The following is a 23,341-nucleotide window of genomic DNA, read 5'->3' as shown; positions in this document are numbered from 1 at the left end:
TGTTTTGAAAATACCACATCAAAACACGCTTTAATATTGGATTACTTTTGGATAATCTGAATAAGGTTGCCACAAGTATCGTCCAAGACCGCTATTGTGACAGCCCCCATTTTTGTTGGGGCAATCGTAAATTTCACACCTTTTTCTAGTAAACGCTTATGCTCTTGATGAATATCCGCCACACCGAACATTGTGGCCGGGATACCATCAGCAAATATCCTCTTTTGATATTCCTTAGCCGCAGGATGCTCATCAGGTTCCAGTAAAAGTTCCGTTCCATCTTGATCATCTGCCGATACAAGTGTCAGCCATCTAAATTTCCCTAACGGCACATCTTCCTTTTTAACAAATCCTAGCTTTTCTGTATAAAATGTCAGTGCCTTTGCTTGGTCTGTTACGAATAAACTGTTAACGATAATATTCATTCGATTTAGCCTCCTATGCTAGTTGTAGTAAATGGCTTGTAAGCCCTACTACTGTTCCATTTGATAAAATTACTCTATCCATCTCTTCAGTAAATCTTTAAGTGGTTCATTGTTAAAAATAACAACTCGATATTTGCCCTTTCGTCTAGAAGTGACAAGTCCTGCCCCCTCCAAAACAGCAAGATGTTTGGCAATGGCTTGTCTCGAAATGGAAAGCTCATACTTCATGAGAAGACGTACCGTTAACTCATATAATGTCATCTCATTTCGTTCTGAAAGTTCGTCTAATATATGCCTCCGAGTCGCGTCTGCAAGTGCTTTGAATATAGCTTCTTTATCCCAATTCATATATTGATTATAGGCAACTACAAGGTTGCATGTCAAACATAAGCAACCTTCCAGTTGCCTGTTTGAGTGTTTACTTGGAATAGAGTGGGTTCTCACCTTTTCTCTCACGTTTGTTATATCACATTAAAAAAGCTGCCACCTACACGATTGTCATTCTAGACAACCTGTTGGGACAGCTGAGATTTATTTAACAATTAAAGCAGGGCATTGGACGCGTTTCATCACTTTATGGCTCACACTGCCCAGGACCATTTCCTGGAGACTATTTAACCCACGACTACCGATAACCACTAAATCCACTTGTTGTTCATGGGCATAGCGAATAATTTCCAAGCCAGGTTCCCCTTTTAATATCGTTATGTGATATTGGATGTTGGCTGCAAGTAATGCTTGTTCGACGGGGGCAATTTTTCGCTGACGTGCTAGTTCCACTTTTTCAATCGAACCTGCTAGTAAAAGCTCATTCTTCACTTTTTCGACATTGACTACATATACAACATCGACCAAAGATGTTAGAGGATTTATTAATGATCATCCAATCTGGAGATGAAATTGTCGTTGAAAATCTCGTTGTGCTAGCGGACTCCTTTCATCAATTATTAGATGTCTTAAACGTATTAGCAAAAGATCAGGTAAAGATCACTTTCCTAGAAGAACAACTTTCCAATACGACCCTTTTACAATTAAATTTAGTGGAGACCGTTGCGCTCTTTTCAAATCTGCAAACCCAATTGAAAAGCCATGCAACAACTTTTGGATTGGTTGCAGCAAAAAAGGCCGGAAAAACGATTGGACGACCCAAAAAATCAGATGAAAATTTACGTAAAGCATTTGCTATGTATCAAAGTAAAGCCTATTCACTAATGGACATAAAAAACGAAACAGGTATTAGTAAATCCACTTTATATCGTTATATTGATGATGTGACTAAAAGTTCAAATGAAGACGAAAAACACAGCAAGTTTGAGTAGGATACTCACACTTGCTGTGTTTTTATAATGGTAAAACCGTGGAATATTTGATCTCCCGTAAGGATAAATTTGTTTGAATTCTAGAGATACCTAACTTATTTAATTTTCGAATAAATTGATTTAATTCTTGACGATCCCGAACGACGATTTTTAATAAATAATCATAGGCACCTGTTAAACAATGACATTCTAATATTTCTGTCATCGTTTTTAAACTGGTTTCTAATTCTTCTAATTCCTTCGCTTGATGGATATCCGTACTCATAAAAACATAGCACAGTAAATCGAATCCTAATTTTTCCTGATTTAAAATGGCAACTTGCTGATCGATATATCCTTCATTTTCCAATCGTTTGACCCGTGTATGTGTGGCTGGTGGGGACAAGTTTACACGTCTAGCCAATTCGGCATTGCTAATTTGAACCTCTCTCTGCAAAATATCTAAAATTTGAAGATCCACACTGTCTAACGCTTTATTTTTTATATCCTCCATGATTTCTCCCCTTTTGATTATTTTTTGCCATATATCTATAAAGGACTTTTTCCGAAGATTATTCGTAAAAAATCATATTATCTTTCATTAATTTTGAAGTTTTTCACTTCCACAAAATATTATACAGTCAAATCACCAATAGTGCTATGATTCTTGGTATACATAAGTTGAAAGGGGTGTTACGACCTTGGTCAAATTTTATATGGGTCTAATGCTTATCACAAGCTTGCTGTGGGGAGGGAACTTTGTTGTTGCTAAGACGCTTGTTGCACATGCTTCTCCATTGACGTTGACAATGGTCAGATGGTTGATTGCCGTTATAGTCCTTGTGCCTTTGGTCTGGTGGAAGGAAAGAAAATTAGTCCCACCTAAACAAGCAATTGTTCCGTTAATGTTCATGGGTGTAACAGGGGTTGCACTATTCAATATTTTCCAATTTTTAGCTTTGGAGCGCACTACATCTACCAATGCTGGTCTTATCTCTACCATGAATACAATATCTATTGCACTTTTTTCGTTTATCTTGCTAAAAGAAAAAATTACTGGATGGCAGTTGTTAGCGATGCTTCTCTCCTTGTTCGGGGTGGTACTAGTTCTTTCTAAAGGCGATTGGCATTTGTTGCTGGATTTTCAATTGAATACAGGTGATTTATGGATGTTAGCAGCCGTGTGCGTATGGGGACTTTATTCAGTATGTAGTAAGTGGGCAATGCAAACAACCTCGCCATTAATGGCTACCCTATATGCAGGCATATTCGGTGTACTGATGCTCGCACCATTTACAAGTACGGATTTTACCTTCACCAATATCAATACATCTTTCATTCTTTCGATGCTCTATACAGGTATAATCTCAACTGTTGTTTGTATGGTTTTTTGGAATATCGGCGTACAGAAATTAGGTGCGACAACTTCTGGTATTTTTTTAAACTTCAATCCTATTTTCACTGCCCTTCTCGCATACCTGTTTATTGGCGAAAATATGTCCTGGCTGCAAGGAATTGGTGGTCTCATTGTCATTGTGGGATGTTATTTATTCACTCATTTTAAAACCAAAGTACCACAGGTCATCATGTAAAGAAAAGAAGCATGACACCTCTTTGTGTCATGCTTCTTGTTTTACAGTTTTTTTGGCCAGAACTACAAAAGAAACGGATGTTCCTTCATGTAGCTTACTCGAAATGTGCAAGCCTTGTCCGTAATGCTGTTGAAGCCGAATATGGGTATTCATTAAGCCAATACTTCTAGATGGCTGATTTTTTGGCTGTAGTAATTGTGCCAATCTTTCTTCATTCATGCCAACGCCATTGTCCGAAACGGAAATTTCTAGATGCGCTTCACTTTCGATAATACGGATATGGATGGTTCCCCCTTCTGAGCGCTTTAAAATACCGTGTTGTAAGGCATTTTCTATTAAGGGCTGAATGGTTAATGAAGGAATAAGCACATCCGTTGGTGCCTCTAAATCCCATTTAACCTGAATTCGATCACCAAAACGCTCCTGCTGAATATAGAGATAAGCTTGAATTAATGTGAGTTCATTTTCTAATGGTACAAGTGCTTCAACATTTTGAAAATTGTAGGATTCTCTTAAAAAATCACTGAGTGCCTCTACTAATCTACTTGTTCGCTCACTATCCATTTCACTCAACGTTAAAATTGCATTTAAAGTGTTGAAAAGAAAATGAGGTTCGATTTGTGCCTGTAGCCAAGCTGCCTCCATACGATGACGTTCTTGAATGGATCGCTTTACTTTCGTTAATGCTGCTACTCGTGATCGTAGCTCTAAGGCGTCGACAGGCTTGACAACATAATCATTGGCACCTGCTAAAAAACCATTTTCAAGATCCTGAGGTTGACTACGCGCTGTTAGCAATAATACAGGTAAATCGGTGATCGAGAATTGCTTCCGTATGATACGCACTAATTCATACCCAGACATTTTCGGCATCATTACATCTGAAATGACTAAATCCCACTCCCGGGATTGCATATATGCTAGTGCTTGTACACCACTTGTCGCTGTGACGATGTCATAATTTTCATTTGCTAAAATTGTCTCAACGACCCGCAAATTAATGGGCTCATCATCCACTACCAAAATACGCGGACGATTCCACTCTGTCATCTGATCTTGCTTCTTGTCTGACTGTATACTTGTTCTTTCTGGGCTCTTGCTGCTTTGTCGCACCATTTCATGGGACTCATGGACACCCGCTTCATCCGCTAATGGCAATGTAAAGGTAAAGGTCGAACCTTGCCCTACCACAGATTTCACATCTAAAATTCCTCCATGCAATTCAATAAGGCGCTTACAAATATTAAGCCCTAATCCAAACCCACCTTCCACCATAGTTTTACTAATCGTACCTTGCTCATAAGGCTCAAAAATTCGTCGCATAGTTTCTGTATCCACGCCAATACCTGTATCAGTAATAACAATTTTTGCCATCTCTTTATTCGTATCCCCTGATATCGTAATAGACCCTTCATTGGTAAACTTCACGGCATTATGCACTAAATTAAAGATAATTTGAATCACACGATTTTCATCTGCTAGTACGCTTGGGAAATTTTCTGGAATTTCCAGTACAAACTGAATAGGCTTCCCTTCAATCATAAATCGCAGCATATCGAATACACCATCAACAATGGAATGGATTGAAACCGTGCTTAGTTGCAGTTTTTGTGTATTGTCTTGTAAGCTCATCACATCCAACAAATCATTCAACAACAAAGACATTCGTTTACCAACAGACAGGACAGTTTCTAAATCATTCACACTTTTTACAGACAATGCATCCGATTCACGATCTAATACTGCTTTTGACATATTGATAATGCTATGAAGCGGATTACGTAATTCATGGGAGGTGCTTGCCAAAAATTCGTCCTTAAGTTTATCGGTTTCTTGCAGTTTTTGGGCAAGTTCCTTCGTATCGGCATGTACCTTTGCGTAATCCTTAAACCACAATGTCGCTAAACAGGCAATCGTCACAATCAAATCAAATGGATAAGAAATGATTTTGATCCCCGTAATCACTAGCATGCCATCCCAAATGAGACTATTCACAAAGGCCACTATCGCCAATAGAATAAAAACATTGTTACGTATATCCTTTATCGATTTTCCGAGCATCATCATCAAGGTAATAACTATTGGAACACCTAAAATAAATATATAAAAGGAATGTATGGAAATGAGATAACGTATAGGCAAAGTAAATGCTAATATGATCGCGACTATACACAAAATAGCGAATAGACGTTTGTATATCTGGATATGTTTCGGTAACCAGCGATCAATACATTGAAGCAATGAGTAGCCAATGCCTACTATAGAAAGATGGACTAATATAAAGCCCCAGTTATAATTAATCGGAAACCAAAATGAAAGAAGTTTATCATCACTCCCTAGTAAATAATAAAACATAATACTTACGGTTAAGACTGAAAAAAAAAGTAAGCGTTTATCTTTATTGCCAACTAAATAGAGAATGACAGAATAAATGGCATGTAAGACTAAAACAACGGCCACTACCATCTGCATTGTAATGGACAATTGAGTCTCCCGATTGATTACATCTTCTTGTCCAAATTTTATAGAACGAACGATCCCTCCATTACGCGGATCTTGAAAGTTGGCTACTTGAATAATCAGGTCGATTTCACTTTCTCCTTTTGTTTCAAAAGAGGCAGTAAACGGAACATTTTTCGCAACCGTTTGTGCACGATTTTCACCTAGCTCCCCTGACTTCGCAATTAAGCGATGATTCACATATATTTCTGCAGCACTACGAATACTTGGAACTCTCAGGCTAAAAGTATTTGTTTCTTCCGGATTAACCAGTATTTTCAATTGGTAGGAGCCGTATCCAAATGGCGTCAGTTCGCCTTCATGAAAGACTTTGTCCCAACCATCTGGAACTTGTATGTATGTGTGGTTGGAGGGTTGATTATCCATCAACCATTGAGATGAATGGAAAGTCCACTCGCCATCAAGTGTCAATGCACTATGTTGAAAATCAAAATCACGTACATCAATTTGACCTTTCACTGCGTATGGTTGATCTGGTTGTATAAATAAATGAAGCCACAACAAACGTGAACCTGTTAACAAGAAAATAAACAATGTAATAATGACGGCAATCTTTCTATGTTTCATAAGTGGATTGTCTAAACACCTCCTAGGTCTAGTTGGTAGAGTAATCAAAGAACCCATCTATTCTACCAATCAGACCTATACAGATTCTGAACAACTTCCTTTTCAACCTAAAAAATCAAGACAGCCGAAAGACTATCTTGATTCCTTTAAACAACAATTTGTTATTGACATGTATTTTTAAACAGTCTATCCCATCCATTAGATTTTATATCTATTGTGGCGGAATAATGCCCATAATGAGTAAGATAAAGAACACCAACCCTATGAGAAAAAATAGGAGCGAAGCCAGAAATACTGGACCAGCTTTAAAGTTAAATCTTTCTCGCTGCTGGATGATGCCTTTCTGGGCACTGGCTTGTGAGGCATAAAGTCTTGACATAGCTCCACCACTACTCGTAAAGTAGAGCGTCCCTAATGTAAAAGCAATACCTGTAAAAAACATGACTTCAATAAATCTGACAGAGAACATGGAGGCAATCCAATAAGTCAGAAAGATTTCCACAATAAATGCAATGACCATAATAATATAATGTTTCCGTTTCATTTCTAAAGCCCCCTTTTTTCCTTTCATTTTTTTCTACGCACAGGATTGTAAAAAGTTTCATTATTCTAAAAATACTGGACATTTTTATGAAATAGAAAAAAAACCCTTACTTTGCTGATTCAAAGTAAGGGCTACAATTACCTACTACCCAAAAAGGGTCCTATTTTTAAAGGCTAGGAAACTAACTAGCAGGAGCATGATAGCTGATAGGAAAAATACAATTCTTACCCCATACCATTCAGACAATATACCCATCGCTAATGAAGAAAGGCCAAATACGCCAGTAGTAATGACATTCAATGATGTATAGACTGTTGGCAATTTTTCCTTTGGCACACTTGTTTGAATAATGGTTTGCTGTGGAATATTTTTTAACTGTCCACACAAGCCAATTAGGAGAGAACATAGTAATGCCAGTAATGGTAGGTAATTTAGCGCAAAGAACAAGGTGAAAATGGCTGACAATAAAGAGCCTACAGTGATCAGCACAGCTTTTTTACGCTCTACAAAGTTGGCCCATTTTAAACAAAGCGTACTTCCAATAATCATTCCGATAAAGAAAATTCCATTTATATAACCCCACCATTGAGAAGAAACCTGCAAAGCTTCTTCTACAAAGACGAGTAAAATTGCGGCGACCCATACAGCCCCTGCAATCGACTCTAATAAGTCCATTCTTGCCGCTACTTTCAGCAAAGGCGTATGTCGAATGGGTTGCCAACCTTCTACCATTAACAAACGCTTTTTTATATGTGTACGTTGTATAATGGGCACATCTGGTAGCTTTAATAAAAGAAGTGTAGCAATGAAAAAGAGGCCTACTACATACCATATAAGTTGCAAGGGTGTGAAGACCAGTAACAATGAACTGCCTACAAACCAGGAACCTACTTGGATCGATTGAATCACCGTTTCTACTATACTATTTGCCCGTAATAAATCCCTATCTTCAACATAGAAAGGTAACAAGGATTGGCGAATAGGGTTGGCACAGCCATCCAAAAAGGCAATAATGGCCATGAATAAATAAATAACTATAATGGCTAGCTGATCACCAGCCCACACTAAATAGCAAGCGAGACCTACTAGAACGGCCGTTTTAAAGCCTTGTGAAATGGTTAGCACACGATTTATATGACCTTTCGATGTAAGGATCGGTGTAAGCAGACTTGAAACCAACATACAAGAAGTAATAATAAATGGCACGAATGCCGCTGCAATCGCTGAATTTGTCTTCTGATAAATGATACTAATAAGGCTTACTATATATAAAACATCTCCAATATCCGCTAGAGATTGACCTGTCAATAAAAGTGAAAAAGAACAATTTTTATACATTTTTTATCCCCCATTAAAAAGATTTAGCTTTTTATGTGGGGGTGTTTAAATTGGACTAATAAGCATTAGTGGACTCCCTTATGACACATGGTTGAAAAAACATTGGGGGAATTCGTTTTTCTTTTTCCATGCGCGATTTTGTAAGAAATTTCTAAATATTTATTCTATACTAACATGAAACTCAACCAAATTACAGGCAATTTATTCTCTAAACACAAAAAGATCAGGATACTCACATAGCTGGGAGTCCTGATCTTTTTGTGAAAAGTGAAAATTTACTACTTTGCTTTAATCTTTTGTATCCTACTATTACAGTAGTCGTGTCCACTTTGTAAAAGTTACAGCTTTACAAAAAAAATTTTAAAAAATCAAAAACGAAGATACATTCTTTGAACTTTTGTCAGCTTTTTACCTACAAAGCTTAATTGGTAGCTATCTGGTTTCGTTGTGCTTTTCCAAAAATCAAAGCCATATTGGGCATCGAAATAATTCATCACGATTGTCATAATGTTTCCATGTGTACCGACGACAATTGTCTTTCCTGGATACTCCTCCAAGAGATGTATCAATTCAGGTATGGCTCGATTTTGAACATCTCTTATAGATTCTCCACCAGGCAAATAAAAATCAAAGTCTTGGAAGGATTTTTTGATCGCCTCATCTATTTCATATGCAGGTAATGGATAGGCACCTTTTAACTGTCTTTCCCTGAAACCTTCAATTAAAAGGATTTCCATCTGATGATGTGTCGCAATTCCCTGTACGGTTTGAATTGCTCTCGTATACGGACTGGAAACAATGACATCTATTTTAGCTGAAAGGAGAACTTCAGTTACTATTTTAGCATCCCGTTCCCCTTTTTCTGACAATCCTCTGGTCCGCTCTTCTCCAAAAATGAAAGGAGAATCTGCATGTCTAATCATTAGAATGGTGGTCTCCATTTCTCCCCCTCCTCAAAAAAATGTTTGTAGTGGCATCACACAAAAATGAATCATACTTTAACAACATTCCAATAATACCCTTTTTTAGGTATGATTTCTATCTGCATAAAAAATTTTGAGGGGGATTATGATGCAAGTAGAATGTACACGATATCGCGTAAAACAAGGAAAATCTACAAAGGTAGATGAAAGGTTACAGTTTTTAAGGGTTGAGAAATAGGCACTACATTTGTTTCAGCTCCAACTTCCTTTACGAGCGATGATGAGTATAGCAATGATTATGGATATGCCGATGATCCACAAGACGTAACTAAGAACACTAAACATACTTTTGGAATATGTATATTCCCCATCATTTACTGCTTTTACATATTCCCCATCGGCTGTTTCTACCGCTATGGCAATATCCGTATCAATATCCTTTATTGTAAAATATTTTGTTCCTTTTGGATAAATATTAGAAAAGTTTCCCCCATATTGTTTCATATCTGAATATTTCGTTACTGCTCCAATTTCATTTTCAACCTTTTGCACATGCTCATCACTGACAACATACATATTACCGTTCCACACAACAAAGTGATTAGCCCAGCTTGTGGCAGATGTTTTTAAAGGAAAAAACAGCAGTAAGCTCAGGTAAAACACAGCCATTAGTTTATAAACATTCATTAAAATCCCCCCTATTAGCCTAGTGTATCATTATTTTCTGGCAAAAAAAGGTTATTACCTCCGATATTCTGGATTGACTTATTCAGTCTCCAATGCTAAATTTACTAAAGCAGTAATTTACTAAATTACTAAATCCGAATGATGAGGAGCTTTTTAAAATGAACATCCCAACACATTTAAAACATAAACCTGTAATCGTTGCTGAAAACTATGCCAATATTGATGGGCGTACAGCTTATCAAACTGATGCTCAAGGGCTTTCTCTTGGCTTGGCACAATGGAATGACCGAGGAAAGGTGGATATTTCAGCGAAAGTTTGGCGCCATACTGGTGGCAAATGGTCACGTCAATCAGAAGAACTTCCCTTACATCGTGTGCTCGACCTTGCTATTTTAGTGTGTGAGGCGCAACTTCATTTTAAGGAGGCATACCGCTACGAGCATTTATATGATGAAGAAAACCCTGTTATTAAACGCGTAGGCTTACAGGGAGATGCCATGACTGTGGAAGTTTGCACAGAAAATGAGCAAATTAATGAAGATATTCAACTTTTTCAGCAAGCCTTAAATAATGATGGCGAGCTAATCGGTGAACGCCTACGCACATTATCACGAATCTTAAAAGAAATGGGTTATTAAAACTCAAGAGGATTATAATTATGAATGAACAAATGTTACAAGACGATCAAAAACTTCGAAAGGCCTTTTTTAATTTCTTAATTCCGGTTATGTTAGCAAATGTACTGCAATCCGTTGGCCAAGTTTTTGCCATGTTTTTAGTGGGGCGCAATTTAGGTGTAGATGCACTGGCGGCCATTTCAGCATTTTTCCCATTTTTCTTCTTTTTAATGGCCTTTGCAATTGGCATTGGCTCGGGTAGCTCCATTTTAGTTGGGCAAACCTTTGGGGCTGGTAATCATGCTAAGATGAAGGAAGTTGTTGGAGTAACACTCGCCTTCACAACGATTTTATCCATTGTTGTAGCGATCTTTGGTGGCTTTTTTATTGAATGGATTCTACGCTTCATGCAAACACCGGCTAATATTTTAGAAATGAGTATTAGCTATGCTCAAATTTTATTCTTCACGTTACCAATTATGTTTTGGTATATGGTGTATACAACATTTATGCGTGGAGTCGGTGATTCGAAAACACCATTCTTATTTTTAGTTATCAGTGTTGTGTTAAATATCGCCTTCCTTCCACCATTACTGTTCGGCTGGTTTGGCTTACCTGCATTTGGCTTAAATGGTGCTGCCTATGCATCTGTATTATCAAATCTAGTGACAATGATCTTGTTACTGGCATATTTGCATAAAACCAAGCATTTACTGCGTTTAGACAAATCGATTTTACAACATTTTAAATTAAAGAAAGATATTTTATCTTCTTTATTAAAGCTAGCGATTCCAGCCAGTATTAGTATGGTGGCTATCTCTGTCGCGGAAATAGCTGTTATTGGCTTTGTCAACGTCTACGGTTCGAATGCGACTGCAGCTTACGGCGTTGTTAATCAGGTAGCTAGTTATGCACAGGTACCTGCGATGAGTATTGCCATTGCCACATCTGTCTTCGTGGCTCAGGCATTAGGCGCGAATTCTACAGAAATGATTAAAAAAATTCGTCAAATGGGTGTACGTATCAATTATCTTCTAGGTGGCGCAATTATACTCATCATGTATCTATTCGCTGAGCCAATCTTGGCTTTCTTTATCGATTCTCATGATACCGTGCTCATTGCCAAGAATTATTTATATATCGCCTTTTGGAGTTATTTAATTTTCGGTCATACACAAACGGTGTCAGCAACGATGCGTGCAACAGGTGTCGTTTTATGGCCTACTATTTTCTTAGTCATTACCATTTGGGTAGTAGAGGTACCATTAGCCTTCCTACTATCTCACCATAGTTCTCTAGAATTAAACGGTGTTTGGTTAGCCTACCCAATTACCTTCTGTGTACATTTCATTATGCAATTTGCCTACTTCAAGTTAGGCTGGCAAAAACGAACATTAAAAGCTATGCTTAACGATTAAAGAACTGAGGACATGCAACGAGCGCATGTCCTTTTTTTCATAAAACAAAATGACCAGGAACTCAGAAATTGAGCCCTGGTCATTTTGTGAAAAGTGAATCTTACTACTTTGCTTTAGTTTTTTGTATTCTACTATTAGAGTAGTCGTTTCACGTTTTAAAAAGTTACATTAAAGTTAAAAATATTTTCTAGTTTTCCTGCAATTTTTTTTGAAGACGATTTAGCTGTTGAAAATCCTAACCATAATAAAGAGATAAAAATAGTAAATGTTTTTCCACTTCTCCTTTCCTCTTCAAGCTCTTTATAAAAAAGCCATCTTTTGTCCAAGCTAATACTATAAATTAGCTATCTGAGTGGAGATACCATGAAAACAACCATAAAATTTTTAGTGATGATTTTTCTAACAACCCTGCTCACTGGATGCTGGGACATTACTGAACCACAAAGAATGTACTACATCAATGCGGTTGGGGTTGATTATGTCGATAACGAATATGAAGTATTTTTACAAATTATCAATTTTGCTGATGTCGCTAAATCTGTTCAACCCAGTTCAAATGCTGCACCTGCGGACGTTGGCCGTGCCAAAGGAAAAACAGTAGAAGAAGCGATCTACAAATTATATCGGTCATCGGATCAGGAAATTTTTTGGGGGCATATGAGGTATTTAATCTTCTCAGAGCGTGCCATGGAAAACGAAAGAGCTATCCCCGTCATTGATACGTTTATTCGTTTTCGGGACACAAGATATCAAATATGGATATATTGTACAACAAATCCGGTGAACGAAGTCTTGCTCGTGTCACCGATTTTAAAAAATTCGCTGTCTTCTTCAAAATTAAGTAACCCTATTAATCCAACAGAACAAGAAACGTTTGTTGAACCAAAAAATATACGCGAAATTGTGATTGGCTTAAACGAACCCAATCATGAAGTGACAATACCTTATGTATCCATCAAAAAAGATTGGCAAACAGATGAAGAAAAAGTAGAAGAAACCTACTTTTCAGGTGTTGGCATTTTGTCAAAAGATGGCTTTAAAGGCTTTGTGAAAGATGAAGCTGCTAGAGGGAATCAATGGATGCATAATTACACAAACCAAGGTGAAATTACCTTTAAATTAACAACAGACGGTAAAGAGGATTTGACTGTTAATATTGATAAATTGCATGTAAAAGTATTACCTATTGTGAAAGAAGAAGATGTTTATTTTGAAGCTAAATTGAGAATTAATGCGACGGTTGACGGCTATAAAGGAAAAGTAAATGAAAAAGAACTGAAAAAACATATCATTAAAGAAATTCAAAAAGAAATTCAAAATACCTATAAAGTAGGATTAAAATTAGATGTAGATATTTATCGTTTATCAGAATATCTCTATCGGGACAACGTGAAAGCATGGAAGAGATTAGAGAAGGATGGAAAAATCCCACTTAAAGAGGATTCTATTCGTAAAATTACGATTGACGTTTCGCAAATAAACCCAGGCCGCAAAACGTTTTCGGAAATCATCAAAATTAAAAGGACAAATTCCTCTGAATAAAAAACGCTTGGGTTCCAAGCGTTTTTTCTATAAATGAAAATGTTCTTGTACTTTTTTCGCAACCTCTTTTGCACTTAGATTTGTATTGTCAATTTTTATATAGTTTGGGAATTGAATTTCATCATCTAAGGAATTCAATCTATATTCCTCTATGGCATTTAGCAAGTCATTTTCAGACCATTCAAAATTCCCTTTCGATGGCTTATGTTCAAGTCTATTAGAACTTTTATTACGCTCAAGTCTCTCCTCTAAAGCAGCTTCTAGTTCAACATAGTACACAATGCCACCCTTAGATTCGAAAATCTTTGCGACTTGTTTAACATAATCCCAATCTGATTGAAAATCGAACGCCCATACATAAGTAAAAATCAATCCATATAAATGACTAGATGAAACTTCTTCAAAAATCTCCTGTCGAAATAAATTTACTAATCTCTTCCCTTCTTTCGTGCTATAGTCAAAAAAATGACTAACCAAATCGATCGTCATATGATTATGAAATAGCTTCAATTCAGTTATTTTTGCTAATTCCTGTCCCACTGTCATTTTCCCAACAGCTTGAGGACCAAATATAAGAACAAACTTCATTAGCTCCCTCCTATGAACTCTTTTTGAAAATCGAGGTGATAATATGGAACATTTTCCACTTATACATACGAAATTTTTGGATGCAGTAATTGCCGTTCCAGTGGTGATGATTCTGACACAGCTGATTAAGAGGTTGTGTCATATTAAATCTTTTTGGGTTCCCTTCATCACTTTAGTCATCGGCTTATTGATTTCCATTTTCATCAGCCATCGTCACAATCTATTAGCTGGCCTATTTATGGGATGGTTTTATGGCTATGCAGCAATTGGTAGTTATGCCTCTTTGAAAACATCCTATACCACTTACAAACAGAAAAAATTAATAAATCAAAATCGTTTTTCTCCTTAAATAGTAATGGTAACTATTGCAGCTTGACGCACTAAATCATATACTAACAAGTAACAATTTGCGTATTGTGAACTTATTTTATTTTTAGTAGTATCTTAGATTTATTGGAGGAAGCGTACATGTGTAAAACAATTACTTTTGCAGTTGACACAAAATATGAAGATAGAATACAGGAAACATTTACTTTCGAGCAGCTCGGGTTAGATAACGATTTACCGAGTGATGAAATGAACAAGCAAATCGAACTCATTTTTAAGAACTGGGTCTGTGATCGACTGACTATTTCTTACAGCATCGTTATCGAAACACCTAACGATTGACCCATCTACATACTTTAACTGCCATGAAAATTCATTACCTCCGCTCGCAAGAGGTTAACGAACACATAAATTTGATCCAGTGAGACAGTTAAACATAATGCTGGTCCACATTCCCTTGACCCAAGGTTATTTCTCTCATATGCATCTAATACAAACATTAATTTATAAAGTGGTTCTTCTACCTCCTCTTCAGGAAATTGTAAAATGCCACGGCCAGGCACAAAATATGGTCCATAGCGGGGAATATGATAAATGCATAGCCCAGGATCATGGGGCTCTATCATACTAAGATGCGTATGATCCAATTGCTTTAAATCCTCTAACAATTGAAAAAAGTCTCTCTTTATACAAAGAATTTCAGTATGTATTGTTGGAAAAGCAGTCCCAAAGCGGAAATCAATTCGAAATCTAACACTTCCCTCATTGACTAATGTAATCGTTAGCTCAACTTCACAACCAGGGTTGCTTGAATACTCTTTTAATATAGCCATTGCTAACGCCCCCTTTCTTTACTTTAATAGTTTGTTGCTCCTTCATTTGAATATACTATGAATTTATCATCTTTTCCAAATAAAAGAAAATTTTTCTATTTATGCATGTTATAATCATTGTAAATTTATTCATTAATTAAAGTGAGGTGAAAAGGTTGAAGAAATTTTGGCTTATAAGCGTTGTACTTGGCACCATATGGCTGACGGGCTGTGAGAATGCAAAAGAGGACAATCATGCACCACCAAAAATTTCAGTGGATAAACAGAAAATCGATAAAGAAAAGATGACAACTACTGAGCATGACAATGCCCCTATTCCATTAGTTTTAACGCAAGAACAGAAAGAACAGTACTACAAAGAATATACTTCCATTGTCAATCAAATAAACGGAAAATATCAAACAGATTTTGAGATAAATCCCATTCACACATTTTCGGGAGACGATTGGCTTGAACTGAAAGATTTTGAGGACATGTTAAAAGGAAGAATTGACTCTTCATTTGTCATGGTCGATAACAAAGAAGTCCATCCACCAGGTGCGGCGCCAAAATTGGTGGAATTACATATAGGGAAAAATAAAACAATCATTCGTATTAATGGTTCATTTGACACTCAGTTAAGTGCCAATACGCCTGAGGGAAGACAGTTGTTCTCAGCTTTGCATGCCTTAACTTCTGAAATTGAACAAGGTGATGGCAAATGGACGCAAACAGGCTATGATCCTCTCATGATAGACGAGGGCCGTGTCTACTATATAACTGTAGGTGGCTACTATTCTTTTAACGGTGTCTCTTCTCCTCATAATTTTGAGATAGAATATTATTGTAATGAGAACGGTGGTATTACTTAATATGAATAATCAGAGCTTGTGTGTAAAATTCTACTCACAAGCTCTATTTACTTTACATAATTTTGGCGGAAATCAATTCTGCTTCTATTCCTCTCATTATATCAATCGCTCCATTTGATTTGTTTGAACAGATCACAACCTTGATGGAGCTTTCTGGATAATATGCTGCGTGGAAGCATACACCTGGATCGTACCCCATAACATGATATTTCAAAATAGAGCTTTTACTATCTTTCTTAATCCATACACCATGCCCGTAACAATCGCTCTCATTCATTTCTACATGAGGCACTAGCAGGTAATTTGTTAAATCCTCATTTAAAAGTTCAAAGTTCATCAGTGCATGCCATAACTTCGCCATATCATGAACTGTTACAAATGCTCCCCCATCAGAACCACCTTTTACAGGTAATGAGTAGATATTTGTTTTCCATGTACCATCCGGGTTGTCTATGTAACCTATTGCCGTATTAGATGGAAGAGAATCCAATGAAAAATAGCCAGATTCCGTCATATTCACTTGATCAAAAATATATTGTTGAATATAATCAGAATAATCCATACCAGATGTTTGTTCGATAATTAATCCCAATAAAATATAGCCCGCATTGTTGTAATGAAATCTATCACCTACTTTATATTTCATTGGTCGATTCTGAAATAATGGTAAAAAATCACTTAATTTTCGAAGGTGATAGATTGGATTTTCAACCCACAACTCTTCAAAATTCTCCATTTCTTCCTCATCAAAATAATCTGGTATCCCTGAAGTATGCGTTAGTAGATGCTCAATGGTTACTTGCTCATCAAAATGTATAAAATGATAATTTAAACATTCACTTAATTTAGTGTTAAAAGAAAGCTTCCCTTTTTCTATAAGCTGACAAATAGCGATTGCCGTAAAAAGTTTACAACCAGATGCAATACCGTAACGAGTTTTCACATTATTTTCGATTTGTTCTGACCGATTAGCATAACCAAAACTTTGATTGACTAAGGCAACCTTCTCTTGATCTTCCACTAGTACTGTACCTGAAAAATTAATCTTCTGTTGAATTTCCATTATAATATTTTGTAATTTTATTTCCATAAGCATTCTCCTGATTTTCTTAAAATTACTAAATAATAACTCTTTCTACTTTAACAATATCGATTTGTTCGCATTTATACAAGTCTATTTAGTTCCTAATGCTCGAATTTATCGTGAATATTCGCATAATCGTGTGGGGTAAGGAGATAATAAGAAAAAAGAGGATGTGTCATCGTGGACTTCTTTCATAGTCAAGAATCACTTACTGCCATTCAATGGATTCTTAGAGCAATTGTAGCCTTTTTCTTCTTACTCTTTGCGACAAAAATTATGGGGCAGCGCTCTATTTCTCAACTTAGATTATTGGATTTTGCTATGGCCATCACTCTTGGTAATATTATCGCCCATCCCTTATCTGATGAAGGGTTAGGAATGAAGGGTTCCATGATTACCATAACCGTTTTAGTATTTTTATATCTCATTGGTGTTTTTCTGAGTCTAAAATGGCTAACATTTCGACATTTTATCGACGCTCCCCCGATCCCCCTTATTAAAGACGGAAAAATCATATCCAGAAACTTACGTAAGGCTAGAATTTCAGTGGATTTTTTATTGACTGAATTGAGAAAAGAAAAAATAGAAGAGGTTCAAAATGTTGCGCTTGCATTATGGGAACCAGACGGATCAATCTCTAGTTTTTTACACACACAACACCAAACAACAACACGTACAGATTTGAATCTAAGTCCCCAGCCGTTTTTTCTACCGATTATTCTTATTAAAGAAGGAAAAATTGATTATCATGAATTACAAAAAACTAAACACACGGAGGAATGGTTACATGAGCAACTAACGACAACTCATAAAGTAAATCTAAAAAATATACTCTTAGGAACCATCGATCAAAATGACAATTTGCAGATTTTCCTATATTAAATGTTTCTCAATGAACGTTTGATGGACCCCCTCATAATTTTTCTCTAAACAGTGGTCAAGATGATGGTTGCAGAAACCCCATTTGAAAATGCTCCTCCAGTTGTATTCACTTGCACCGAAAGAAGTGTACAACTATTTATGGAATAGTTCGCATTTGCCTTTGCACAACTATTTGGAGTTGTTATTGAGCTTGGTCCTGTCACTGTCGCAATAATCCCAGTTGCTATTGGAGCAGTGAAACCACCATTCGTGCTTATAAATACTTGTGCAGAGGCGGTTTGTCCTGCATTTAGTGAATGATCACGTATATTCAAAGTTAAGCTTCGAATAATAGCATTTTCAGGAATAACGATTGAACTTCTGACAAAAGAAGCTGATGAATTGCCAGTTCCAAGAAAATCATTATTGCCAACTGATTGATCTGTAGATAAGTATACTTCCATGAGACCTGAACCACTTGAACCCGTAGATCCAGTAGTACCCGTTGTACCAGTAACACCCGTGGTGCCTCTTGCACCAGTTGCTCCCGTTACCCCAGCGATTCCTGTGATTCCAGCTGCCCCTTGTGATCCTGTAGCTCCTGTATTTCCTACTAGCCCTCGGGGTCCCGTGGCTCCTGTGATTCCCGCTAGTCCTTGTAATCCTGTGGCTCCTGTGATTCCTACTACCCCTTGAGGTCCTGTCGCACCAGTATTTCCTGTTACTCCCTGTGGACCTATGGCTCCAGTATTGCCTGTTACTCCCTGCGATCCTGTTGTCCCAGTTACTCCTACCATTCCTTGTAATCCCGTGGCTCCTGTGATTCCCGCTAGTCCTTGTAGTCCTGTGGCTCCTACTATCCCCTGCGGTCCTGTCGTTCCAGTATTTCCTGTTACTCCCTGCAGGCCTATTGCTCCAGTATTGCCCACTACTCCTCGTTCCCCTGTGGCTCCTGTGATTCCTACTATTCCCTGCGGTCCTGTCGTACCAGTATTTCCTGTTACTCCTTGCGGACCTGTGGCTCCAGTATTGCCTACTAATCCTCTATCTCCTATGGCTCCTGTGATTCCCGCTAGTCCTTGTAATCCTGTGGCTCCTGTGATTCCTACTACCCCTTGAGGTCCTGTCGCACCAGTATTTCCTGTTACTCCCTGTGGACCTATTGCTCCAGTATTGCCCACTACTCCTCGTTCCCCTGTGGCTCCTGTCACATCTGTTAGTCCTTCGGGTCCCATTGCCCCAGTTATCCCCATTTCTCCTTGTTGACCTATTGCACCTTGTAACCCTGTAGCACCAGTTATCCCTGCTAATCCTTGCGGGCCTGTTGTACCTGTAACTCCTGCCAATCCTTGTGGTCCCGTTGCACCTTGTAATCCCTGTGCACCTTGTGGACCCATTGCGCCAGGAACACCTGCCAACCCTTGTGGTCCCACCGCTCCCGGTGGCCCTTGTGGACCTGTGGCACCAGTAGCTCCTGTTACACCCATTGGCTCTTGGATTCCAGACAGATCATATGGATAGCCATTACAACCAAATTCATTACATTTATATTTCATTGGATAGTTACATTTGGAATCACATTTGAAATTATCAAAATTACGGCTGTAACTAAACCTCAAACATTTCACCTCCTATTCCTTTTGCATCGTATTCAAAAGTTTAGTAATGGAGATGATTAATGCACCTAGATTATAGATCAATTGGTAAATTAGTATGTGAATACCTTTATTTTGGCATAAAAAGGGCATTAGGCTCTATTTAGAACCGAATGCCCTTTTTATGTTTCAGTGTAAATTAATAAGACTTTGTCCAAGTTTACGCTGGATCAACCATTCCATCACTAATAAATTCGGGACCCAACATATCCAAGCAATGATGGCATAATAATACTGAAAATTTTCATAGCCAAACACGACTGTAAACAAAGGTAGCCAAATACGTAAGGTCACCGCTGCAAAAGTTAAAGCATAATTTCTTAGCATCCAGTTTTGATGACCTTGAATATTTCGATCTTTGATTTTCACCAGTGCTTGAAACATTGTCAATAACCAGCATATTGATAATGAAGCAAAGCCAAATTGTGACACCCACCCACCTGTGGCGTTAGATGCTAAATAAAGACCTGCAACACCGCCAAATAAAATACCAGCGCAATAGATCTTTCCCAACCTTCGATGACGTTTCACATTTTTTTCTCTTAACTTTGAAGACAACGCAAAAGGACCGATTATTAAGGCTAACACCCCAAAAATAATATGAATGTATAGCATGATGTACCAAAATGAATTTATAGTAGCACTTAGCATCAGTTTTAATTGAACAAATCCCGCTTGATGTGCATCCAGCACAAAATATTGAACGACTGAATAGCCCGCTATTAAAAATGCTAAGACGGTCATAAGCAACCACGTTTTCTTTTTCATCGATGTAGCTCCTTTCTATCCAAGCGTAACATGGATCTGTACTACATTTTCACACCAACGAATAAGTGGTAGAAAAATGAAGATAAGTGGACTGTATAAGCTATTAACTGCCACAACGTTATATGTCAGCTTTTATGTAAAACATAATTTAAAATCATCACATTCACACCGATTTGTAAGTCAATGTCGTTGTCTAGTGTCCGCCCTTTTTGAAAATCAATCAGCTTACTTTCTTCTATCTTTAGAATATTCGACAGGATTTCCGTCGTTAACTCAAATTCCGTTAGCAAAGTATTCATGATAACTTTGACTCTTTCCCTCGCATCAAAACCCTCAAAGCCAAAATTGAGCATCACTAGTCTATCTTCAATGTCCTCTATTTTTTTAGTCGGCAAATTATTGTCTACATTCAAAGTATTTACCAAATCCTGCTGAGAAATTTCCAACATGTTAGCTAGCTGGTGATACTGTAAATTGAAGTGTTGCATAGCCTGTTGCAACTGAAGTGCAAAATGCTCTTTCCATTCATTTTCATGTCCCGTTAAGAAAACTGCTTCTGCTCTATCATTATATTTACTCATCTATTTATCCTCTCTTATCCTATGTAGTGCGGTTTAATATACATGCAAATCGCTCCACCCCTGGGTATTTTTCACCTAAACTCCTAATGAGAAATCCAACATTTTTATAAAAGGTCACAGCGTCTTGATCTGTTTCAGCATAAATAATAGAAAATGAATAATGCTCTTCAATAAAACGAACCATCTCACGTCCAATTTTTTTCCCTCGATAAGTTGGCGATAGGGCAATATGTTTAATTTCACACTGATTTGCGTCTTCCTTTACTATTCCAATACAACCGACAATGTTTTGATCGATGTAATAGCCATATAACACTCTTTCCGGGGATTCGATATACAAAAGGTACTCACTATTCACTTTCTTTTCTGAAGTGGCATAGGATAATAATGTTTTCACCTCGGGTTGAATTTCGTTAGATTGAATCATTTTCATTGAAATCTGCCTTTCTTGATTACCATGATTTATACTTTTTAGGATTGTAAATATTTCGTTATAGTTTCCGAGCTGGTAACTTAAGCTCCACTACACTTTCAAATTGTAAAATTGATTTTCATCTTTAGTTAATAATTTTTATATCATCTTTCAACACTTCCGCTTTATGCTTAATTAATGACTGTTATGTTATGATGTTTTAAAAGTATAGGAGGGAGTTTTTTGCTAGTTAAAGGATATAGATTTAGTTTACCTATCTTTTATTGGTTTCATTACATACCAATCTTTTTACTGACGAGTTACAAAGCATTATTTTTTGATTGGCAAATACAAAATTTTTATTTTAATGAATTAGAAGATTTCGGTCGTTATGTAATGGTACTAGCAACGAGTTTTATAGAAGCGTTTATATATCTATTGATTATCCGACTAATTGTGTATTTGTGTCAAAAAGTAGTTAAAAAGTCATAAATTCATCGGAATTAAATATTTCAAACTAGGATCAATAACTTTCGATAGCGCTTAAACTATCCTTATTTAAGAACAAGATGTTCCCGTATTGTTAATGTACGATATGTTCGTTATTGTTCATTCAAAAACCACTCCATCGAGTGGTTTTTAAGTGATTTACTTAAAAAAACTTATTTTGTCAAAAGGATAAAAGCGAAAATCGGCTTTTCCTATAACCTTATTTAATGATATTAACCCTACTCTCGGGTCCCTACTGTCAGAACTATTTCTTCGATTATCCCCTAATACAAATACATAACCATCTGGAATCGCTAACTCCCCAGTATATGCCTCCAGTGTAAAATCTTCAGTTAGTGTTCCGTTATCAATTAGTTTATTTTTGAATTCTTCTAGATATGGCTCAGCAAAAGGTTCTCCATTCACATATAAAAGATCATCTTTATAGGCGATATGTTCACCTGGTAGTCCAATTACACGTTTTATGTAATTCTTATTTTCCATTGCCTCAAAAACTATGACCTCAAAGCGTTCATATTTCTTCATTTTTTTACTGATTTTATTAACAATGACCTTATCTCCGTCTTCAAAAGTCGGCATCATCGAGGCGCCATCTACTAATACCGGTGTTAATATATACGTACGAATTGCTACAACAAAAATAATAGCGATAACAATTGCTTTAATCCATTCAAAGACCTCATTTTTCTTCACTCTTTTCAATTTATTCTTTACTCTCCAATCTATTCAAAGCAGCACTTTAAATTAATTTCTTCTGCTCAATTTAAAATTCTTACTTAAATTTGATCCCACGTAATAATTTCCACATCATTCACATTTACATGACCTAGGCTTAAAACGTGAGGGATATAAGCAAAAACACCAAAGTTCTTCCCTTTCTTATTCTCCATTCCGTAATAGTCAATAGTTTCTTTAGGGATTTGTTGTATCTCTATAAATTCATCTATAGCAAAAGGTATAATATCCTCAGTAGCTAATTCACCTGCTGGTCCTTTATAGTTTTCTTTTGAATACAAGTACATCACATTTTGATTATGTGCTAGTTTTTGAATAGGAATTTTATAAAACAATAGCTTTTCTTTCGTTTGAATGTCTAACTCTGTTAGCACATTAAAAATATGATAAGGATGTATTGGCAAGAAGTGTAGGACATCATTCCATAAACAATTTAGTTTTGGGATTTCCTTGGTTAACAGCTTCGGTCGCTCAGGATGATCGAAATATTTCTTAGCGTATCTTTCATATAATTGTGGGAACATTTCCCTTAGCTTATTTAAAGGCATCAGCTCCTGACCAACCATCACCCGCGGAACCATATGATAAATATATTCCTGCATAAAAATCACCTCCGAACAAATAATTCTTCATATACTCGAAAGATCCCCTTTATGTTACAATTA

27 protein-coding genes are annotated in these 23,341 nt (G+C 36.8%); 9 read left to right on the top strand and 18 right to left on the bottom strand.

The window, feature by feature from the left end:
- Positions 1–41 precede the first annotated feature (41 nt).
- From AO843_RS14865 to AO843_RS14855, 3 genes are all read right to left on the bottom strand, one after another.
- Complete coding sequence (locus tag AO843_RS14865) at positions 42–425, bottom strand: VOC family protein (protein ID WP_054611877.1); 384 nt, start codon at positions 423–425, stop codon at positions 42–44.
- A gap of 69 nt (positions 426–494) precedes the next feature.
- Entirely contained in the window at positions 495–773 is a 279-nt protein-coding gene (locus tag AO843_RS14860; RefSeq protein ID WP_054611925.1) for an ArsR/SmtB family transcription factor, read from the bottom strand.
- 183 nt (positions 774–956) lie between these two features.
- Entirely contained in the window at positions 957–1,280 is a 324-nt protein-coding gene (locus AO843_RS14855) for a universal stress protein (RefSeq protein WP_255350378.1), read from the bottom strand.
- A 2-nt stretch (positions 1,281–1,282) separates the two neighbouring features.
- Here AO843_RS14855 and AO843_RS14850 point away from each other — a divergent pair, with 2 nt between their 5' ends.
- Complete coding sequence (locus AO843_RS14850) at positions 1,283–1,744, top strand: helix-turn-helix domain-containing protein (RefSeq protein ID WP_082389485.1); 462 nt, start codon at positions 1,283–1,285, stop codon at positions 1,742–1,744.
- Positions 1,745–1,766: 22 nt separating this feature from the next.
- On the opposite strand, the gene AO843_RS14845 is transcribed toward AO843_RS14850, so the two are convergent.
- Entirely contained in the window at positions 1,767–2,237 is a 471-nt protein-coding gene (locus AO843_RS14845; RefSeq protein ID WP_054611875.1) for an Lrp/AsnC family transcriptional regulator, read from the bottom strand.
- 202 nt (positions 2,238–2,439) lie between these two features.
- On the opposite strand from AO843_RS14845, the gene AO843_RS14840 reads away from it, so the two are divergent.
- Positions 2,440–3,315, top strand: coding sequence for a DMT family transporter (locus AO843_RS14840; RefSeq protein ID WP_231630165.1), 876 nt, complete (start codon positions 2,440–2,442; stop codon positions 3,313–3,315).
- Positions 3,316–3,342: 27 nt separating this feature from the next.
- Here the strand turns inward: AO843_RS14840 and AO843_RS14835 are convergent, their stop codons facing one another.
- The 5 genes from AO843_RS14835 to AO843_RS14815 all read right to left on the bottom strand — a co-directional run bounded on the left by AO843_RS14835 (position 3,343) and on the right by AO843_RS14815 (position 9,894).
- Positions 3,343–6,402: a hybrid sensor histidine kinase/response regulator gene (locus AO843_RS14835; RefSeq protein ID WP_054611873.1), complete on the bottom strand. Its 3,060-nt coding sequence runs from the start codon at positions 6,400–6,402 to the stop codon at positions 3,343–3,345.
- 211 nt (positions 6,403–6,613) lie between these two features.
- Complete coding sequence (locus AO843_RS14830) at positions 6,614–6,946, bottom strand: hypothetical protein (protein ID WP_054611872.1); 333 nt, start codon at positions 6,944–6,946, stop codon at positions 6,614–6,616.
- Between the two features lie 144 nt (positions 6,947–7,090).
- A complete protein-coding gene (locus AO843_RS14825) occupies positions 7,091–8,284 on the bottom strand; it encodes an MFS transporter (protein ID WP_054611871.1) in 1,194 nt (397 codons plus the stop codon).
- Between the two features lie 368 nt (positions 8,285–8,652).
- Positions 8,653–9,225: a histidine phosphatase family protein gene (locus AO843_RS14820; protein WP_054611870.1), complete on the bottom strand. Its 573-nt coding sequence runs from the start codon at positions 9,223–9,225 to the stop codon at positions 8,653–8,655.
- 234 nt (positions 9,226–9,459) lie between these two features.
- Positions 9,460–9,894: a hypothetical protein gene (locus AO843_RS14815; RefSeq protein ID WP_054611869.1), complete on the bottom strand. Its 435-nt coding sequence runs from the start codon at positions 9,892–9,894 to the stop codon at positions 9,460–9,462.
- Between the two features lie 158 nt (positions 9,895–10,052).
- Here AO843_RS14815 and AO843_RS14810 point away from each other — a divergent pair, with 158 nt between their 5' ends.
- From AO843_RS14810 to AO843_RS14800, 3 genes are all read left to right on the top strand, one after another.
- A complete protein-coding gene (locus AO843_RS14810; protein WP_054611868.1) occupies positions 10,053–10,532 on the top strand; it encodes a DUF6530 family protein in 480 nt (159 codons plus the stop codon).
- 20 nt (positions 10,533–10,552) lie between these two features.
- Positions 10,553–11,929, top strand: coding sequence for an MATE family efflux transporter (locus tag AO843_RS14805; RefSeq protein ID WP_054611867.1), 1,377 nt, complete (start codon positions 10,553–10,555; stop codon positions 11,927–11,929).
- A gap of 363 nt (positions 11,930–12,292) precedes the next feature.
- Positions 12,293–13,471 carry a Ger(x)C family spore germination protein gene (locus AO843_RS14800; RefSeq protein ID WP_054611866.1) on the top strand — a complete coding sequence of 393 codons (1,179 nt, stop codon included), beginning with the start codon at positions 12,293–12,295 and terminating at the stop codon, positions 13,469–13,471.
- Between the two features lie 27 nt (positions 13,472–13,498).
- Here AO843_RS14800 and AO843_RS14795 read toward each other — a convergent pair whose 3' ends face one another.
- Positions 13,499–14,059 (bottom strand): AAA family ATPase, encoded by a 561-nt coding sequence (locus AO843_RS14795; protein WP_054611865.1) that lies wholly within the window; start codon positions 14,057–14,059, stop codon positions 13,499–13,501.
- A 43-nt stretch (positions 14,060–14,102) separates the two neighbouring features.
- Between AO843_RS14795 and AO843_RS14790 the strand changes: the two genes are divergently transcribed.
- Positions 14,103–14,408: a hypothetical protein gene (locus AO843_RS14790; protein WP_054611864.1), complete on the top strand. Its 306-nt coding sequence runs from the start codon at positions 14,103–14,105 to the stop codon at positions 14,406–14,408.
- 119 nt (positions 14,409–14,527) lie between these two features.
- Positions 14,528–14,728, top strand: a complete 201-nt coding sequence (locus AO843_RS14785; protein ID WP_054611863.1) for a hypothetical protein — start codon at positions 14,528–14,530, stop codon at positions 14,726–14,728.
- A 14-nt stretch (positions 14,729–14,742) separates the two neighbouring features.
- Here AO843_RS14785 and AO843_RS14780 read toward each other — a convergent pair whose 3' ends face one another.
- Positions 14,743–15,219: a hypothetical protein gene (locus AO843_RS14780; RefSeq protein ID WP_054611862.1), complete on the bottom strand. Its 477-nt coding sequence runs from the start codon at positions 15,217–15,219 to the stop codon at positions 14,743–14,745.
- Positions 15,220–15,374: 155 nt separating this feature from the next.
- Between AO843_RS14780 and AO843_RS14775 the strand changes: the two genes are divergently transcribed.
- The gene (locus tag AO843_RS14775; RefSeq protein WP_054611861.1) at positions 15,375–16,070 is read left to right on the top strand and encodes a hypothetical protein; all 696 of its coding nucleotides are present in this window, start codon (positions 15,375–15,377) and stop codon (positions 16,068–16,070) included.
- 52 nt (positions 16,071–16,122) lie between these two features.
- Here the strand turns inward: AO843_RS14775 and AO843_RS14770 are convergent, their stop codons facing one another.
- Positions 16,123–17,160, bottom strand: a complete 1,038-nt coding sequence (locus AO843_RS14770; protein ID WP_054611860.1) for a serine hydrolase domain-containing protein — start codon at positions 17,158–17,160, stop codon at positions 16,123–16,125.
- A 174-nt stretch (positions 17,161–17,334) separates the two neighbouring features.
- Between AO843_RS14770 and AO843_RS14765 the strand changes: the two genes are divergently transcribed.
- Positions 17,335–18,036 (top strand): DUF421 domain-containing protein, encoded by a 702-nt coding sequence (locus AO843_RS14765; RefSeq protein WP_054611859.1) that lies wholly within the window; start codon positions 17,335–17,337, stop codon positions 18,034–18,036.
- 44 nt (positions 18,037–18,080) lie between these two features.
- On the opposite strand, the gene AO843_RS14760 is transcribed toward AO843_RS14765, so the two are convergent.
- The 6 genes from AO843_RS14760 to AO843_RS14730 all read right to left on the bottom strand — a co-directional run bounded on the left by AO843_RS14760 (position 18,081) and on the right by AO843_RS14730 (position 23,278).
- Positions 18,081–19,634 carry a collagen-like protein gene (locus AO843_RS14760; RefSeq protein ID WP_054611858.1) on the bottom strand — a complete coding sequence of 518 codons (1,554 nt, stop codon included), beginning with the start codon at positions 19,632–19,634 and terminating at the stop codon, positions 18,081–18,083.
- A gap of 165 nt (positions 19,635–19,799) precedes the next feature.
- Entirely contained in the window at positions 19,800–20,438 is a 639-nt protein-coding gene (locus AO843_RS14755) for a DUF2306 domain-containing protein (RefSeq protein ID WP_054611857.1), read from the bottom strand.
- A 125-nt stretch (positions 20,439–20,563) separates the two neighbouring features.
- Complete coding sequence (locus AO843_RS14750; RefSeq protein ID WP_054611856.1) at positions 20,564–21,019, bottom strand: HTH domain-containing protein; 456 nt, start codon at positions 21,017–21,019, stop codon at positions 20,564–20,566.
- A 19-nt stretch (positions 21,020–21,038) separates the two neighbouring features.
- Positions 21,039–21,452: a GNAT family N-acetyltransferase gene (locus tag AO843_RS14745; protein WP_054611855.1), complete on the bottom strand. Its 414-nt coding sequence runs from the start codon at positions 21,450–21,452 to the stop codon at positions 21,039–21,041.
- A 627-nt stretch (positions 21,453–22,079) separates the two neighbouring features.
- Positions 22,080–22,643 carry a signal peptidase I gene (gene lepB / locus AO843_RS14735; protein ID WP_054611853.1) on the bottom strand — a complete coding sequence of 188 codons (564 nt, stop codon included), beginning with the start codon at positions 22,641–22,643 and terminating at the stop codon, positions 22,080–22,082.
- A gap of 74 nt (positions 22,644–22,717) precedes the next feature.
- Positions 22,718–23,278: a hypothetical protein gene (locus AO843_RS14730; RefSeq protein ID WP_054611852.1), complete on the bottom strand. Its 561-nt coding sequence runs from the start codon at positions 23,276–23,278 to the stop codon at positions 22,718–22,720.
- Positions 23,279–23,341: the final 63 nt, after the last annotated feature.

It is taken from the genome of Lysinibacillus sp. ZYM-1, from assembly GCF_001308875.1.
GTDB lineage: Bacteria > Bacillota > Bacilli > Bacillales_A > Planococcaceae > Lysinibacillus.
Note: the sequence above shows the minus strand (reverse complement) of the source record. Positions and strands in the feature narration are given on the sequence as shown.

Coding starts and splice junctions, on each gene's coding strand:
- AO843_RS14865 (WP_054611877.1), bottom strand. CDS start 425: ATGAATATTATCGTTAACAGTTTATTCGTAACAGACCAAGCAAAGGCA.
- AO843_RS14860 (WP_054611925.1), bottom strand. CDS start 773: ATGAATTGGGATAAAGAAGCTATATTCAAAGCACTTGCAGACGCGACT.
- AO843_RS14850 (WP_082389485.1), top strand. CDS start 1,283: ATGTTAGAGGATTTATTAATGATCATCCAATCTGGAGATGAAATTGTC.
- AO843_RS14845 (WP_054611875.1), bottom strand. CDS start 2,237: ATGGAGGATATAAAAAATAAAGCGTTAGACAGTGTGGATCTTCAAATT.
- AO843_RS14840 (WP_231630165.1), top strand. CDS start 2,440: ATGGGTCTAATGCTTATCACAAGCTTGCTGTGGGGAGGGAACTTTGTT.
- AO843_RS14835 (WP_054611873.1), bottom strand. CDS start 6,402: ATGAAACATAGAAAGATTGCCGTCATTATTACATTGTTTATTTTCTTG.
- AO843_RS14830 (WP_054611872.1), bottom strand. CDS start 6,946: ATGAAACGGAAACATTATATTATTATGGTCATTGCATTTATTGTGGAA.
- AO843_RS14825 (WP_054611871.1), bottom strand. CDS start 8,284: ATGTATAAAAATTGTTCTTTTTCACTTTTATTGACAGGTCAATCTCTA.
- AO843_RS14820 (WP_054611870.1), bottom strand. CDS start 9,225: ATGGAGACCACCATTCTAATGATTAGACATGCAGATTCTCCTTTCATT.
- AO843_RS14815 (WP_054611869.1), bottom strand. CDS start 9,894: ATGAATGTTTATAAACTAATGGCTGTGTTTTACCTGAGCTTACTGCTG.
- AO843_RS14810 (WP_054611868.1), top strand. CDS start 10,053: ATGAACATCCCAACACATTTAAAACATAAACCTGTAATCGTTGCTGAA.
- AO843_RS14805 (WP_054611867.1), top strand. CDS start 10,553: ATGAATGAACAAATGTTACAAGACGATCAAAAACTTCGAAAGGCCTTT.
- AO843_RS14800 (WP_054611866.1), top strand. CDS start 12,293: ATGAAAACAACCATAAAATTTTTAGTGATGATTTTTCTAACAACCCTG.
- AO843_RS14795 (WP_054611865.1), bottom strand. CDS start 14,059: ATGAAGTTTGTTCTTATATTTGGTCCTCAAGCTGTTGGGAAAATGACA.
- AO843_RS14790 (WP_054611864.1), top strand. CDS start 14,103: ATGGAACATTTTCCACTTATACATACGAAATTTTTGGATGCAGTAATT.
- AO843_RS14785 (WP_054611863.1), top strand. CDS start 14,528: ATGTGTAAAACAATTACTTTTGCAGTTGACACAAAATATGAAGATAGA.
- AO843_RS14780 (WP_054611862.1), bottom strand. CDS start 15,219: ATGGCTATATTAAAAGAGTATTCAAGCAACCCTGGTTGTGAAGTTGAG.
- AO843_RS14770 (WP_054611860.1), bottom strand. CDS start 17,160: ATGGAAATAAAATTACAAAATATTATAATGGAAATTCAACAGAAGATT.
- AO843_RS14755 (WP_054611857.1), bottom strand. CDS start 20,438: ATGAAAAAGAAAACGTGGTTGCTTATGACCGTCTTAGCATTTTTAATA.
- AO843_RS14750 (WP_054611856.1), bottom strand. CDS start 21,019: ATGAGTAAATATAATGATAGAGCAGAAGCAGTTTTCTTAACGGGACAT.
- AO843_RS14745 (WP_054611855.1), bottom strand. CDS start 21,452: ATGAAAATGATTCAATCTAACGAAATTCAACCCGAGGTGAAAACATTA.
- AO843_RS14730 (WP_054611852.1), bottom strand. CDS start 23,278: ATGCAGGAATATATTTATCATATGGTTCCGCGGGTGATGGTTGGTCAG.